The sequence below is a fragment of the Pinisolibacter sp. DMC100 genome, assembly GCF_056313705.1.
This window is the reverse complement of record NZ_JBQUZT010000007.1, coordinates 68,177-83,033: the sequence shown is the minus strand read 5'-3', so window position 1 is coordinate 83,033 and position 14,857 is coordinate 68,177. Positions and strand designations below refer to the sequence as shown.

14 protein-coding genes and 1 tRNA gene are annotated in these 14,857 nt (G+C 70.3%); 10 read left to right on the top strand and 5 right to left on the bottom strand.

Features of this window, described 5'->3' with window-relative positions:
* Nucleotides 1–42 precede the first annotated feature (42 nt).
* Nucleotides 43–1,323 (top strand): O-acetylhomoserine aminocarboxypropyltransferase, encoded by a 1,281-nt coding sequence (locus ACT541_RS18490; RefSeq protein WP_476138580.1) that lies wholly within the window; start codon nt 43–45, stop codon nt 1,321–1,323.
* A gap of 231 nt (nt 1,324–1,554) precedes the next feature.
* Here the strand turns inward: ACT541_RS18490 and ACT541_RS18485 are convergent, their stop codons facing one another.
* Complete coding sequence (locus ACT541_RS18485) at nt 1,555–2,646, bottom strand: COX15/CtaA family protein (protein ID WP_476138579.1); 1,092 nt, start codon at nt 2,644–2,646, stop codon at nt 1,555–1,557.
* Nucleotides 2,647–2,805: 159 nt separating this feature from the next.
* Here ACT541_RS18485 and ACT541_RS18480 point away from each other — a divergent pair, with 159 nt between their 5' ends.
* Nucleotides 2,806–3,021: a DUF2842 domain-containing protein gene (locus ACT541_RS18480; protein WP_476138578.1), complete on the top strand. Its 216-nt coding sequence runs from the start codon at nt 2,806–2,808 to the stop codon at nt 3,019–3,021.
* Between the two features lie 22 nt (nt 3,022–3,043).
* On the opposite strand, the gene ACT541_RS18475 is transcribed toward ACT541_RS18480, so the two are convergent.
* Nucleotides 3,044–5,080 carry a GumC domain-containing protein gene (locus ACT541_RS18475; RefSeq protein ID WP_476138577.1) on the bottom strand — a complete coding sequence of 679 codons (2,037 nt, stop codon included), beginning with the start codon at nt 5,078–5,080 and terminating at the stop codon, nt 3,044–3,046.
* 157 nt (nt 5,081–5,237) lie between these two features.
* On the opposite strand from ACT541_RS18475, the gene ACT541_RS18470 reads away from it, so the two are divergent.
* Together ACT541_RS18470 and ACT541_RS18465 are read left to right on the top strand one after the other, a co-directional pair.
* A complete protein-coding gene (locus ACT541_RS18470; RefSeq protein WP_476138576.1) occupies nt 5,238–5,798 on the top strand; it encodes a polysaccharide biosynthesis/export family protein in 561 nt (186 codons plus the stop codon).
* A 237-nt stretch (nt 5,799–6,035) separates the two neighbouring features.
* Complete coding sequence (locus ACT541_RS18465) at nt 6,036–7,592, top strand: undecaprenyl-phosphate glucose phosphotransferase (protein WP_476138575.1); 1,557 nt, start codon at nt 6,036–6,038, stop codon at nt 7,590–7,592.
* Nucleotides 7,593–7,671: 79 nt separating this feature from the next.
* Here ACT541_RS18465 and ACT541_RS18460 read toward each other — a convergent pair whose 3' ends face one another.
* A complete protein-coding gene (locus ACT541_RS18460) occupies nt 7,672–8,286 on the bottom strand; it encodes a LysE family translocator (RefSeq protein ID WP_476138574.1) in 615 nt (204 codons plus the stop codon).
* A 102-nt stretch (nt 8,287–8,388) separates the two neighbouring features.
* Nucleotides 8,389–9,018, bottom strand: coding sequence for a GntR family transcriptional regulator (locus ACT541_RS18455; protein ID WP_476138573.1), 630 nt, complete (start codon nt 9,016–9,018; stop codon nt 8,389–8,391).
* Nucleotides 9,019–9,083: 65 nt separating this feature from the next.
* Between ACT541_RS18455 and ACT541_RS18450 the strand changes: the two genes are divergently transcribed.
* The 6 genes from ACT541_RS18450 (at nt 9,084) to ACT541_RS18425 (ending at nt 14,337) form a co-directional block, all read left to right on the top strand.
* On the top strand, nt 9,084–9,551 hold the full coding sequence (locus ACT541_RS18450) for an OsmC family protein (RefSeq protein ID WP_476138572.1): 468 nt from the start codon (nt 9,084–9,086) through the stop codon (nt 9,549–9,551).
* 94 nt (nt 9,552–9,645) lie between these two features.
* Nucleotides 9,646–10,509: a protein-methionine-sulfoxide reductase heme-binding subunit MsrQ gene (locus tag ACT541_RS18445; RefSeq protein WP_476138571.1), complete on the top strand. Its 864-nt coding sequence runs from the start codon at nt 9,646–9,648 to the stop codon at nt 10,507–10,509.
* 95 nt (nt 10,510–10,604) lie between these two features.
* Complete coding sequence (locus tag ACT541_RS18440) at nt 10,605–11,261, top strand: PadR family transcriptional regulator (RefSeq protein WP_476138570.1); 657 nt, start codon at nt 10,605–10,607, stop codon at nt 11,259–11,261.
* A 9-nt stretch (nt 11,262–11,270) separates the two neighbouring features.
* Nucleotides 11,271–11,573, top strand: coding sequence for a DUF2218 domain-containing protein (locus ACT541_RS18435; protein ID WP_476138569.1), 303 nt, complete (start codon nt 11,271–11,273; stop codon nt 11,571–11,573).
* Between the two features lie 157 nt (nt 11,574–11,730).
* Nucleotides 11,731–12,624, top strand: coding sequence for a DMT family transporter (locus tag ACT541_RS18430; RefSeq protein ID WP_476138568.1), 894 nt, complete (start codon nt 11,731–11,733; stop codon nt 12,622–12,624).
* 132 nt (nt 12,625–12,756) lie between these two features.
* Entirely contained in the window at nt 12,757–14,337 is a 1,581-nt protein-coding gene (locus tag ACT541_RS18425; RefSeq protein ID WP_476138567.1) for a B12-binding domain-containing radical SAM protein, read from the top strand.
* 272 nt (nt 14,338–14,609) lie between these two features.
* On the opposite strand, the gene ACT541_RS18420 is transcribed toward ACT541_RS18425, so the two are convergent.
* Nucleotides 14,610–14,687, bottom strand: a tRNA-Pro gene (locus ACT541_RS18420).
* Nucleotides 14,688–14,857 lie beyond the last annotated feature (170 nt).

The following is a 14,857-nucleotide window of genomic DNA, read 5'->3' as shown; positions in this document are numbered from 1 at the left end:
CACGCCCACACTGCCGATCGGCAGTCATCCGAGGAAAACGTCATGTCCGAGAAGAAGCCCGGTTTCGCCACGCTCGCCGTCCATGCCGGCGCCAAGCCCGACCCGACGACGGGCGCGCGGGTGACGCCGATCTACCAGACGACCGCCTTCGTCTTCGACGACGTCGACCATGCCGCCTCGCTGTTCGGGCTGCAGGCCTTCGGCAACATCTACACCCGCATCACCAACCCGACGACGGCCGTGCTCGAAGAGCGCGTCGCCGCGCTCGAGGGCGGCACGGCGGCGGTGGCGGTGGCCTCTGGCCATGCGGCGCAGCACCTGATCTTCCACACGATCATGGCGCCGGGCGACGAGTTCGTCGCCTCCAAGAAGCTCTACGGCGGCTCGATCAACCAGTTCAACCACGCCTTCAAGAACTACGGCTGGACGGTGAAGTGGGCCGATCCGGACGATCTCTCCTCCTTCGAGGCGGCGATCGGGCCGAAGACCAAGGCGATCTTCATCGAGAGCCTCGCCAATCCGGGCGGCGTCGTCACCGACATCGCCGGCGTCGCGGCGATCGCCAGGAAGCACGGCCTGCCGCTGATCGTCGACAACACGCTGGCCTCGCCCGCGCTGTGCCGGCCGATCGAGCACGGCGCCGACGTGGTCGTCCATTCCGCCACCAAGTTCCTCGGCGGCCACGGCAACTCGATGGGCGGCGTCATCGTAGACGCCGGCACCTTCGACTGGCTGAAGTCGGGCAAGTACCCGATGCTGTCGGAGCCGCGTCCCGAGTACCAGAACATGGTGATCGGCCAGGTGTTCGGGCAGATCGCCTTCGCGATCGCGGTCAGGGTGCTCGGCCTGCGCGACATCGGCCCGGCGATCTCGCCGTTCAACTCGTTCCAGATCATCACCGGCATCGAGACGCTGGCGCTGCGCATGGAGCGTCACTCGTCGAACGCGCTGGCGGTCGCGAAGTGGCTGAAGGCGCGGCCGGAAGTGGCCTGGGTCTCCTACGCCGGCCTCGAGGACGACCGCTATCACGCGCTGGCGAAGAAGTACGTGCCGAACGGCGCCGGCGCCGTCTTCACCTTCGGCCTGAAGGGCGGCTACGAGGCGGGCGTCAAGCTGGTGTCGGGCGTCAAGCTCTTCTCGCATCTCGCCAACATCGGCGACACCCGCTCGCTGATCATCCACCCGGCCTCGACCACCCACCGCCAGCTCGCCGACGCGCAGAAGATCGCCGCCGGCGCCGGACCGGACGTGGTGCGTCTGTCGATCGGCATCGAGGACGTCGCCGACATCATCGCCGACATCGAGCAGGCGCTGGTCGGCTGAGGCGGCACGTCGCCCTTCAGCGCCCACGTATCCCTGACCGGCTTCACCCTGAGGTGCCCGACCGCGAGGTCGGGCCTCGAAGGGCGAAGCCGCGACGGGCGTTGCCGTGACGAAACAGCCGGGGCCGTGCCACTCGGTCCTTCGCCCTTCGAGGCCCGGCTGCGCCGGGCACCTCAGGATGAAGGACCTCCGCGAGAAGCGGAGCGGGATCCGAGAAGCGACCTGTCGCCCTCAGCGGCCGTCGTGGGCGAGCAGCGTCGTCTCCATCCGCCCGGGGGCGAAGACCGAGACGGCGTGGATCACGGCGCAGGTCAGCACCGCCATGGCGGTCGCCTGATGGATCAGCGCCAGCGCGAAGGGCACGTGCATCAAGAGCACGGCGATGCCGACGAGGATCTGGAACAACACCGCGAAGCCCAGCGCGAAGGCCGAGACGCGGGCGGTGGCGGTGCGGGCGGTGACGACGATCGTCACGAACTGGATGATCACCAGCGCGAAGAGCACATAGGCGCCCATGCGGTGGAGGAACTGCACCGTCGCCTGGTTCTCCACCAGATCGCGCCACAGCGGCACCATCGAGAAGGTCTCGCCCGGCATCAGACGGCCGGCCATCAGCGGCCAGGTGTCGTAGACGAGTCCGGCGCGGTTGCCCGCCACCAGGGCGCCGAGGAAGATCTGCAGCAACACCCAGCCGAGCACCACGCCGGCGCCGATGCGGCGGATCGGCGAGGGCCGTGGCGTGCGCCCTTCGGGCCCGAGCGTCAGCGCGGTCCACAGGACGGCGGAGAAGATGACGGCGGCGAAGGTCATGTGGATCGCCAGACGCAGCGGCGCCACCTCGGTGCGGTCGACGAGGCCGGAGGCGACCATCCACCAGCCGACGGCGCCCTGCAGCCCGCCGAGCGCGAAGAGGCCGAAGAGGCGCGGCAGGCGATCGCGGCCGATCCGGCCGGTCGCCCAGAACCACAGGAGCGGCAGGGCGAAGGCGACGCCGATCATCCGGCCGAGCAGCCGATGCGACCATTCCCAGAAATAGATGAAGCGGAACTCGTCCAGCGTCATGCCGGCGTTCATCACGTGGTACTGGGGGATCTGGCGATAGCGCTCGAAGGCGGCGTGCCAGTCGGCGTCGTTCAGCGGCGGGATCACGCCGAGCAGCGGCTGCCATTCGGTGATCGACAGGCCGGACTCGGTCAGCCGGGTGATGCCGCCGACCACCACCATGGCGAAGATCATCGCGGCGACGACATAGAGCCAGACGCGGATCGGGCGATCCGCATCCAGACCCGCACGTCTCGTCGCCGGGATTCGCTCGAGGGTCATCGGCACCATCGCCATCTTCACTCCACGTCTCGATCCGAGATATAGACCGGGACGAAGGTCGTCACCAGCGACGGGGCGTCACGCCCCCGCTGGTCACGACCTCTCCAAGCAGCGACACGTCGTCGCCGTCCGGCCACGAGCCGAGAGGAAAGGCAGTCCATGACCTCCGCAACGCGACGTTTCGTCGGGTCCGCCGTGCTGGTGATCTTCCTGCTGATCTATGTCTTCTTCGCAACTGCGGTAGGTGACGTGGTGGTGGCGAGCAAGTCGGGCTGGGTACAGTTCGCGTATTTCGTCGTCGCAGGACTGGCCTGGGTGCCGCCGGCGGCGATGATCGTGCGCTGGATGTATCGCCCGATCGCCCCCAAGGCGTGAGGCGCGGCGCCGTCCCGCCGCCTCAGGCGGCGAGCGGACGGCGGGCGGGCGCGGTCGTGACCGGCGGATCGAGCAGCCAGACCGAGCGGCCGGCAGCATCGAGCCCGTCGAAGGCGGCGAGCGCACGCGGATCGTCGGAGGCGTCCTCGGCGAGGATCACCGCGTCGGCGCCGGCGATCAGTGCCGCCATGCCCGGACCGGCGGCGAGACTGCCGGCGTCGATCACCAGAACGTCCCAGGTCTCGGCGAGGGCATCGAGCAGCGCCGCCGTCCGCACGGTTTCCAGTTCGGCGTCGCGCAGGCGGCGCGTCGCCCCGGCGAGCACCCAGACGCCGGTCGCGGCATCCGGCCGGATCGCCGCGGAGCAGCCGACGCGGCCGTCGACGATGTCGGCGAGCGCCAGTTCCTCGACCAGACCGACGGTCGCGCCGGACCGGGCGATGTCGGCGGAAAGCGCACGGGCCGCGCCGAGCGCCCTGGCGGCATCCGACGTCGAGGCGACGACGATGCGGCCGCGGCGGCCGATCTCGGCGGCGATGCGACGACGCAGACCGCCGATCAAACCACTCGCGAGGCGCTCGTAGGCGACCGCGCGGGGTTCGAGATCGAGCACGTCGGAGACCGGGCCGCGGCGCGGCGGGGCGAAGACGGCGGGGGCCGAGACCGGCGGGGGCGGCGCGACGATCGCCTCGGGCACGGGCTCGACGGCGACCGGATCGGCGTCGTCGCAGGTGACTTCCGCGGTGTCGGGGACGTCGGCGTAGTCGGCGGAAACGTCGAAGGTCGGCTCGACGTAACCCCGCTCGGCGATCGGCCGGCGAGCGCCGCGCAGCGCGGTGACGAGGAAGCCGACGAAGAGACCGAAGGCGGCGGCGACGGCACCCCAGATCAGCGGACGCAGCGGCGACGGGCCTTCCACCACCAGCGGCGGCTCGACCAGACGCGCCTCGACCGTCTCGCGGGCGAGCGCCTCGGCGACGGCCGTCTCGCGCCGGGCGACGACCGCCGCCACGGCGGCATCGGCGGCGGCGGCGGGGTCGGCCGCGGCCGGCGTCGCGGCGGGGACGCTGGCGGTGGTCTCGGCGGCGAGGTCGGCGATGCGGCGATCGATCTCGGCGAGCGCGGCCCTGCGGGCGGCGAGCGCGCGCGGCAGCTCGGCCTTCGCCTCGGCGCGCAGGGCCGCCATCTGCTCGTTGGCGTCCTTCAACAGCGGGTGCTTCTCGAGATAGGTCACCGACAGTTCGGCGATGCGGGCGCGCAGCGCGGAGCGGCGGTCGCGCAGGCGCGCGAGCATCGGCGTCGCGGCGCTGTCCATGGCGCGTTCGACGTCGCCGGAGGCTGCGAGCTTGCGCAGGCGCTCGACCATCTGTTCCGCCTCGTGGCGTTCGGCGGCGAGCGCGAGGCGATCGGCGCGTTCGAGCGGCATCGCCGTCGAGCCGGTGGTGGCGGCGGCGAGCGAGCGCGCCTCGACGGCGGCGGCACGGGCGGTGCCGAGTTCGAGGGCGAAGCCGCGTTCGACTTCGGCGCGGACGCGCTCGGCGGTCTCGGCGAGGACGGCGGCGTGGCGGCGATGCAGGCCTTCCAGCAGACGCCGGGCGGTGTCGGTCTCGGTGGTGCGGATCTCGAGCACGAGCTGGCCGGGCACGGCGGCGCGGCGGACGGCGAGATGGTCGCGCAGCAGACCGACGCGGTGTTCGCGTTCGTGGGTAGCGCGGCCGGCGGCGCGGGGATCGGCCTCGTCGTCGCCGGCGGCGACGCGATCGAGGAAGTCGGGCGAACCGAAGAGTTCGAGCTGGGCGGCGATCAGGCGATCGTCGAGGGCCGTCGCGGTCGCCCCCTCCCCTTCGGCCTCGGTCGCGGCGGCGGGTGCGGGACGGGCGGGAGCGGAGAGCTGGACGCGCGCCTCCACCAGCGACGGCTCCGGCCGGTTCGCCGCCCAACCGGCGCCGGCGAGACCGGCGGCGAGGGCCACGACGAGAATACGGCCGCGCGCGGCGGCGACCGCGTCGCGGGCGGTGCCGAGATCGATGGTGGTGGCATGGGGTTCGCTCAGCGACATCGTCCGCCGTCTCCTCTTCCCCCAACTTGCGAGCTGCTGGTTAGCATCGCGTTAACCATGATCGGGGACATCGGCAGAACGACGCGAGGCATGGGTTCAACGTTCATTAACCATATCCGCCCAATCTCTCGACGTGACGGAATCGAAGGATCGCGTGATGTTGGTTCGTTTGGCGCAAGTTCTGCTCGTGGCGAGCCTCCTGGCGGGGTGCTCCGGCTACGTGCGCCCGGCGCCGGCCTTCCACGAGGTGCTGAACCAGCCCTACACGTTCGATGCCGGCGACCGCCTGCGCATCACCGTGTTCGATCAGGCCAACCTCACCAACGTCTATACGGTCGACGCCTCGGGCAACATCTCGATGCCGCTGATCGGCGGCGTGCCGGCGCGCGGCCGCAAGGCGCCCGAGCTCGAGCGCGACATCGCCGCCCGGCTGCGCAACGGCGGCTACCTGCGCACCCCCGACGTCTCGGTCGACATCGACCAGTATCGCCCCTTCTTCATCATGGGCGAGGTCAAGAACGCCGGTCAGTACCCCTACGTCGCCGGCATGACCGCCCAGACCGCCGTCGCCATCGCCGGCGGCTACTCGGCGCGCGCCGACCAGCGCACGCTCGACGTCACCCGCCAGATCAACGGCGAGGTGCTGGTCGGCCGGGTGCCGGTCACCGACCCGATCCGTCCGGGCGACACGATCTACGTCCGCGAACGGCTGTTCTGACTGCGCGCCGCACGAGCGACTCTGCCGCAACGTCAGAGTTGTTGAGAACTTTCTCAACCATATTCGAAACCGTTCGAAACTCCGGGCTTTTCCGGCGCGTCCATCAACGCGCCTTTCACCGTTCCGCGCTCATGATCCGGGCCGTACGAGAGGTGGTTCCGCGCCCGGCTCAGGCCGACGGCAGCGGAAGCGTCGGGTGTGGGGGCGCTCGACGGGGCAGGACGACCGGAGACGGGCATGAAGCAGATCGATCCGAAGACCCTCTATCGACAGAGCGTCGACCTCGCCGCGCTCGGCGGCGACGGTCCGGCCGCCTTCGACGCGGTGCCCGAGGCACCGCGCACGGCGGCGACGCTGTCGGATCAGGCGCGCGAGGTGGCGGCGCTCTTCTCCGATCGGCCGATCTCGCGCCGGCTGCTCGCCGGCTCGGTGCGTGCGCTCGACTTCGTCGCGCTGGCGGCGCTCGGACTGACGACGCTCGCCATCGCCGGCGGTTTCGACGACGGCATCCGCACCGCGGCGGTCGGCATCGGCGCGGCGCTCGCCGTGCTCTTCGTGCAGGCGCTCGAAGGCTACCAGATCGCCGCCTTCCGCAACTTCGCCTCGCAGCTCGGCCGCGTTCTGGCGGCCTGGGGCATGCTCTTCGCCGGTGCGGCCGCACTCGCCTTCTTCACCGGCCGGATGGAGGGCGGCGAAGGCCTCCTCGTCGCGCGCTGGTTCGTCGGCGGCGTGGCGTGGTTCTTCGCCTCGCGGGCGATCCTGACCCGGCTGGTGGTCGGCTGGACCCGCGACGGCCGGCTCGAGCGGCGCGCCGTCATCGTCGGCGGCGGCAAGCTCGCCGAGGAGGTCATCCGCGGCCTCGAGGCGCAGCGCGACAACGACATCCGCATCTGCGGCATCTTCGACGACCGCGACGACGAACGCTCGCCGGCGATGGTCGAGGGCTATCCGAAGCTCGGCACCGTGCCGGAGCTCGTCGAGTTCGGCCGCATCGTCAAGCTCGACATGCTGATCGTGGCGCTGCCGATCACCGCGGCGCTGCGCGTCCAGCAGATGCTGCGCAAGCTCTGGGTGCTGCCGGTCGACATCCGCCTCTCGGCCCATTCCGACAAGCTGAAGTTCCGGCCGCGCAACTACACCTACGAAGGCTCGCTGCCCTTCATCGACGTCGTCGACAAGCCGCTCGCCGACTGGGACGCGGTGTCGAAGCGGATCTTCGATCTCGTCGTCGGCACGCTGGCCCTCGTGGCGCTGGCGCCGCTGATGGTCGGTGCGGCGATCGCCGTCAAGGCGACGTCGAAGGGGCCGATCTTCTTCCGCCAGAAGCGCTTCGGCTTCAACAACGAGGTCATCTCGGTGTGGAAGTTCCGCTCGATGTTCGTCGATCTCTGCGACGCCGACGTCAAGCAGGCGGTGACCAAGGGCGACCCGCGCGTCACGCCGGTCGGCCGCTTCATCCGCAAGACCTCGATCGACGAGTTGCCGCAGCTCTTCAACGTGCTCTCCGGCGAACTCTCGCTGGTCGGCCCGCGGCCGCACGCGATCATGGCGCAGACCGAGAACCGCATGTGGGACAACGTGGTCGACGGCTACTTCGCCCGCCACAAGGTCAAGCCCGGCATCACCGGCTGGGCGCAGATCAACGGCTGGCGCGGCGAGATCGACACGCCGGAGAAGATCCGCAAGCGCATCGAGCACGACATCTACTACATCGAGAACTGGTCGATCCTGTTCGACATCAAGATCCTGGCGCTGACGCCCTTCCGGCTGTTCGACACCAGGAACGCCTACTGAGCCGAAGCCCCGAGACGACGAGAGCCCCCGACCGGATCGCCCGGCGGGGGCTCTTCTCGTTTGGTCCGGGTCAGATCGATCAGGCGCGGCGGATCTGGTCAGCGCCGAGGACGGCGAGGACGACGCCGGCGACGCGGTCGATCCACAGGCGCACGCGACGGCCGAGCGCGGCGCGCAGGCCGGAGACGGCGGCGACGACGCCGACCCACCACAGGAACGAGCCGGTGAGCACGCCCGAGACGGTGGCGAGCGCCGTGACGGGGTCGAAGCCGGTCGTCGGAGCGAGCGCGGTGAAGACCGCGGCGAACATGACGATGGTCGGCGGGTTGGTCAGCGTCAGGGCGATCGAGCCGAGGAAGGCGGCGGCGGGCGTGCCGGCGATGCCGGCCTCGGCGACGCGGCCGTCGTCTTTCGTGAAGAAGGTCTTCAGCCCCAGCCAGATCAGGAACAGGCCGGCGGCGAGGTGGAGCTGCTTCTCCCAGGCGAGCACGAAGGCGGAGACGCCGGCGAGGCCGAGGGCGGCGACCGCGGCATAGATCGCGTCGCCGAAGGCGATGCCGCCGCCGGTGGCGAGGCCCCAGCGCCAGCCCTGCGTCAGGGTCCGGCGCATGCAGAGCAGGCTCATCGGGCCGACGGGCGCGGCGACCGCCACGCCGATGCCGGCGGACTTGAGGAAGAGCAGCAGAAAATCCACGCGACGACCCTCCGTTCCGCCCGCGACGCGCAGGCCGTGTCCTCGGAGCTTAGGAGGTGCCGCAAAAACGGTCCAGCCCGTTCGGCGGGCAGTGCGGCCACGTCAGGAGGCCGTCTCGTCACGGCCTCCCATGCGGGCGAGGAGGCAGGCGCCGGCGGCGGCGACATGGGCGGCGACGGCGGCGGCCGCCGCGTCCGCATCGCCGGCGCGGAAGGCCGCGACGATGGCGGCATGATCGGCGAGCCAGCGCGGCGTCTCGGCGACGAGGTCGTCGTAGCCGGCGGCGTGGAGGGCGCAGGTTTCGCGCAACTCGCGCACCAGCGCCGCCTGCCGCGGCCGACGGGCGACCGCATGGAGCGTCTCGTGGAAGAAGAGGTCGCCCTCGCGCCAGCCGGGGCGACCGGCCTCGAGATCGGAGCGGCGCAGGGCATGGGCGAGCGCGTCGTGATCGGCGGGCGTGGCGAGACGCGTGGCACGCGCCGCGAGATCGGCCTCGAGCAGCACCCGCATGTCCCAGATCTCTTCCAACTCCGCCCGCGACAGCGAGACGACGCGGGCGCCGCGGTTGGGCTCGACCGTGACGAGGCGGGCGGCGGCGAGGCGCTGGAGCAGATCGCGCACCGGAATGCGGCTGACGCCGAAGCGGCGGGCGAGATCGCCCTGCAACAACAGCGTCCCCGGCGGCAGGCGGCCGGAGAGGATCTCGCCGCGCAGCGTCTCGAACGGATCCATGCTTGCATCTCCCATCAATGTATACATTGATACATGTATATAGACTCGACGACAAGGAGCGCGCCATGGACCATCGCTTTTCCTCCCGCATCGTGTGGACCGGCAATCGCGGCGACGGCACGGCGCACTACCGCGCCTATGACCGCACCTGGGACATCGCCGTTCCCGGTCGGCCGGTCGTCCACTGTTCGAACGATCCGCTGCTGGGCGGCGATCCGATGAAGCCGAACCCGGAGGATCTGCTGATCTCCGCCCTCTCGGCCTGCCACATGCTGTGGTACCTGCACTACGCCGCCGATGCCGGCATCGTCGTCACCGACTATGTCGACGAGCCGGTGGGCATCGGCGAAGTCACGGCCGGCGGCGCCGGGCGTTTCGTCGAGGCGGTGCTGCGGCCGAAGATCACGGTGAAGGCGGGGGCGGACCTCTCGCTCGCCGAAGCGCTGCACCACCGGATCGGCGAGGTCTGCTTCATCGCCCGCTCCGTCGCCTTCCCCGTCCGCCACGAACCGACATTCGTGATCGCCGCGTGAGCGGGACGGGATGGTCGGAATCGCGCGGACGTGATGAAACGGAGGACGGCGTCGCGGCGTAGAAGCGACGTCGTCCCAATTCCCGCGAGACCCGATGCCCTCCACCCTCGCCTCCCTCGCCCCGTGGCGCGACCGCAACGGCCGCCTCTCGGCCCTGCGCGTCGCGACGCTCGTCGTCCTCGTCGCCCCCCTCCTCTGGCTCGCCTACCGCACCGCGACCGGCGACCTCGGACCGCGGCCGCTGACGGAAACGCTGCGCTTCTGCGGCGCGCGGGCGATCGAGACGCTGATCGCCTCGATCGCCGTGACGCCGCTACGCCGGCTCTCGGGCTGGTCGAAGCTGGTCGGGCTCCGGCGGATGATCGGCGTGACGGCCTTCCTGTGGACGGCGCTGCACCTCGTGCTCTACGCCGCCGATCAGGCCTTCGACATGGGCAAGGTGGCGATGGAGATCGCGATCCGGCCCTATCTGACGATGGGATTCATCGCCTTCGTCGGCCTCGCCGCACTCACCGTCACCTCGACCGACGGATCGATCCGCCGCCTCGGCGGGGCGCGCTGGGGGCGTCTGCATCGCCTCGTCCACCCGATCGCCATCCTCGGCCTCGCCCACTACTTCCTGCAGATCCGCCTCGATCCGGCACCGGCGGCGATGATCGCCGGGCTGGCGATCGGCGGCCTCGCCGTCCGCGTCGCGGCGGATCGCGGCGAACCGGGGCTCGGCGCGGTCGCGGCGGCCACCGTCTTCGCGGCGGCGGGGGCGGCGGGCGTCGAGCTCTTCTGGTTCGCGGTGAAGACGCAGCGGCCGCTCGCCTTCATCGCCGCCGGCAATCTCGACTGGGCCGACCGGCTGCCGGCTTCGGCGACCGCCGGGCTGATCGCGCTCGCCCTCGGCCTCGCGGCGGTCGGCAAGCGGCAGTGGGAGATGCGTTCACGCAACCGTGATCGCGGCACGTGAGTTTCGAAACTTGCATTTCGATACCATTTCGATATATCTAAACCTATCGAACGTCACATGGACGATCGATGGAACACATCGAAAGGATCGAACACATGTTCGGACATCACATGCGGCGCATGGGCCGCGGTTTCTGGGACCGTCACCACGACGCGCCCGACGGCGGCGCGGAATGCGGCCATCGTGAACGCATGGCCTGGGACGGCGACGAGGGTCGCGGACGCGGCGGTCCCGGCGGCCCGTTCGGCGGCCTCTTCGGACGCGGCGGCGGTGGACGCGGCGGGCGCGGCGGCGGACGCTTCTTCGGCCACGGCGGCCTGCGTCTCGTTCTTCTGGCGATGATCGCCGAGGAGCCGCGCCACGGCTACGAGATCATCAAGGCGATCGAGGATCGCATGGGCGGTGCCTATGTGCCCTCCGCCGGCGTGGTCTACCCGACGCTGACGCTGCTCGAGGAGACCGGCCAGATCGCCGTCGCCTCCCAGGACGGCGCCAAGAAGCTCTATGCCGTCACCGACGCCGGCAAGGCGACGCTCGCCGCCAATCAGGCGCAGGTCGACGCCATGCTCGCCCGGATGAACGAGGCCGGCACCGCCCGCTCGTCGGAACGCGACCCGCGCATCGTGCGCGCCGTCGAGAACTTCAAGCTGGCGCTGCGCCTCAAGCTCGCCTCCGGTCGCCTCGGCGACGGCGAGACCGCCGCCCTCGTCGCCCTGCTCGACGAGACCGCCGCCCGCATCGAGCAGCTCTGAAAGGTGCCCATGACGCGATCGGAATGCGCCGTCCTCACCGAGGCGGCCTCGAAGTACATGCAGCAGCTCTGCAAGCACTTCGCCCACAAGATCCCGGCGGAGGCGACGGCCGAGCGCGGCTCGATCGCCTTCCCCTTCGGGACGGCGCGGCTCGCGGCCACCGACCACGCGCTGACCATCGTCCTCGAGACCGACGACGCCGCCCGCATCGGCGAGCTCGAGGACGTCGTCGCCCGCCATCTCGCGCGCTTCGCCTTCCGCGAGACGCTCGTCTACGACTGGCGCCGCACCGACGACGCCACGGCCGCCTGACCCGAAGGCCCAGCGACAAGGCTTCGGCCGCCCAAACGGCGGCCGGGCGACGACCGCTCTCGAGCGATCGTCACACAAAAGTGACCCCGGCCTATCGACAGGACAGGCCGGGTACGGCAGAGAAGTGGGAGTTTCACCGCCCACCCTGCCGAGACCCATGAACCGCTCCACGGCCAATCTCCTGTTGCTCGCCGCCGCCGCCATCTGGGGTCTCGCCTTCGTGCCCCAGCAGACGGCGATGGCGGTGCTGACGCCGATGTGGTTCCTGACGCTGCGTTTCATCGTCTCGAGCGCGATCATCGTGCCGCTGGCGCTGCGCGAGGGACGGCGGGCGCCCCGCCCGATCGACCGGCGCTCGCTCGGGCTGATCATCCTGGTCGGCCTCGTCTTCTTCGGCGGCAACGCGCTGCAGCAGACGGCGCTGCTCTCGACATCGGTCGCCAACGCCGGCTTCCTGACCTCGCTCTACATCCTCTTCACCCCCTTCGTGGCGGTGGCGATCACCCACGAGCGTCCGGGCCTCGCGGTGTGGCCGGCGGCCCTCCTCGGGCTGATCGGTGCCTGGCTGCTGTCGGGCGGGCTCACCGGCAGCTTCGTCCTCGGCGACCTGCTCGTGACCATCAGCGCCGCCGGCTGGGCGTTGCAGATCGTGTTGATCGGCATCGTCGTGCGCCGGGTCGACCGGCCGATGCTGCTGGTCGCGGTCGAGGGGCTGGTGATGGTCGTCGCCTGCGGCGGCTGGGCCGTCGCCTTCGAGCCGATCTCGTGGGAGGCGATCCGCACCGCCGGCTGGGAGCTCGCCTACACCGGCCTCGTCTCCGGCGTGATCGGCTATTCGCTCCAGGCGATCGCCCAGCGCCACGCCACCGCCTCCGACGCGGCGATCATCTTCTCGACCGAGGCACCGATGGCCGCCGTCTTCGGCTGGGCGATGCTCGGCGACCGTTTCTCGGCGGGGCAATGGGCCGGCTCCATGGCGATCTTCGCCGCGGTGCTGCTCGTCCAACTGTGGCCGTCGCGCGAGGCGGCCCCCTCCGTCAGCGCCGGCTGAGGCCCGCTCTCGAGGCGCCCGCACGCGCATGGCGAGCAGATTGCCCGAAATCGCCTCTTGCCGGGGCGTCACGGAACGATGTTAGGGTATTCACGCATGGGCGGCCGCAGCCACCCCGACCGTGGAGCCCCGATGAACGAGCCCAACGTCCTCCTGGTCTTCCCGCGCTTCGTCGCCAACTCCTTCTGGAGCATGACGGAGGCCTGCGAGCTGTGGGGCGCCAAGGCGAGCTGCCCGCCGCTCGGCCTCCTCACCGTCGCGGCACTCCTGCCGCAGACGTGGAACTTCCGCCTCGTCGACCGCAACGCCGAAGAACTCACCGACGCCGACCTCGCCTGGGCCGACATGGTGATGACCGGCGGCATGCTGCCCCAGCGCGACGACACGCTGCGGCTGATGCAGCGGGTCCGCGCCGCCGGCAGGCCGGTGGTTGTCGGCGGCCCCGATCCGATGGCCTGCCCCGAGGTCTACGAAGCGGCCGACTTCCGCGTGCTCGGCGAGGCCGAGGGGCTGATGGACGCCTTCGTCGCCGCCTGGGTGTCGGGCGCGCGCTCCGGCACCTTCGAGGCGCCGTCGGGCTCGGCCGACATCACCAGGGCGCCGATCCCGCGCTTCGATCTGATCGACTTCTCGCACTACCTCTATGTCGGCGTGCAGTTCTCGCGCGGCTGCCCCTTCACCTGCGAGTTCTGCGACATCATCGAGATCTACGGCCGGGTACCACGGCCCAAGACCAACGAGCAGATGATCGCCGAGCTGCAACGGCTCTACGACATGGGCTATCGCGGCCACGTCGACTTCGTCGACGACAACCTGATCGGCAACAAGAAGGCGCTGAAGCGCTTCCTGCCGGTGCTGGCGGCCTGGCAGAAGGAGCGCGAGTGGCCCTTCGCCTTCTCGACCGAGGCCTCGCTCAACCTCTCCGACGACCCCGAGCTGCTCGCCCTGATGAAGGCCTGCAACTTCTTCGTCGTCTTCGTCGGCATCGAGAGCCCCGACATCGAGACGCTCGTCTCGGCGCAGAAGAAGCAGAACACCCGGCGCGACATCGCCGCCTCGGTCCATCGCATCTACGGGGCCGGCATGTTCGTCGTCGCCGGCTTCATCGTCGGCTTCGACACCGAGGCGGGAAGCGTCGCCGAGGAGATGATCGCCTGCGTGCGCGAGACCTCGATCCCGGTCGCCATGGTCGGGCTCTTGACGGCCCTGCCGGCGACCCAGATGCGCCGCCGGCTCGAGGCCGAGGGCCGCATGCTGCCCGACCCGGAGGAAATCCCGCCGGATCACTGTTTCGGCGGCCTCAACTTCGTGCCCAGGCGACCGGCGGTCGACATCCTGCGCGACTATCGCGAGATCATCCGCACGATCTTCTCGCCGGAAGAGTTCTTCGCCCGCGCCCTCCACGTCGGTCTGGCGCTCGACCGGCCGACCTACTGGATCAGGATCTATCCCCGCCTGCTGCTGCGCGACCTGAGGCTGCTCGGGCGGCTGATCTGGACCATGACGGTGAAGCAGCCGGAGATGCGGCGGCCGTTCTGGAAGACGTCGCTGACGACGCTGCGCAGGAACCCACGCGCCTTCGAGTTCGTCTGCTTCCAGATGGTGATGTATCTCCACCTGCGGCCGTTCTCGAAGACGGTGATCGCCGCCCTCGACGCCCGCATCGCCGAGCTCGTCGCCAACGGCGAGCCGAAGAGCCTCGCGGCGGAGTGACGAGCGAGAGCGTTGCGTTCCGACCCTCGAGGCCCGTCGTGGAGGCCCTTCACATCGAGGTGCCCGGCGCAGCCGGGCCTCGAAATGCGATGGGCCGAGTGGCACGGCCCGTCGTGGCTTCGCCCTTCGAGGCTCGCTTCGCTCGCACCTCAGGGTGAAGCCGAACGAAGATCGAGCCGATCGAAACACCATCGGTTCGACAGGAGCCGCGACACGATGCGCGTGCGGGCGCGCCCCGAGGGGGCGGTTTCTTCGTCGATGGCGAGGATGAATGGTCGGGCAGAGAGGATTCGAACCTCCGACCCCTTGACCCCCAGTCAAGTGCGCTAACCAGGCTGCGCTACTGCCCGTCCGGATCCGAGACGATGATCGACCCTAGGGGGAAGCGTCGCCGCTCCGGGCCGTCGTCGTCGGACGGTGGTTGACTAGACTGTTTCGCCGGACGGCGCAACACCTTTCGGCCCGCCTCCGGCGACGCTCCACACGTGCGACGAAGGCCGCCGCGAAGCGTCGCGGAAAA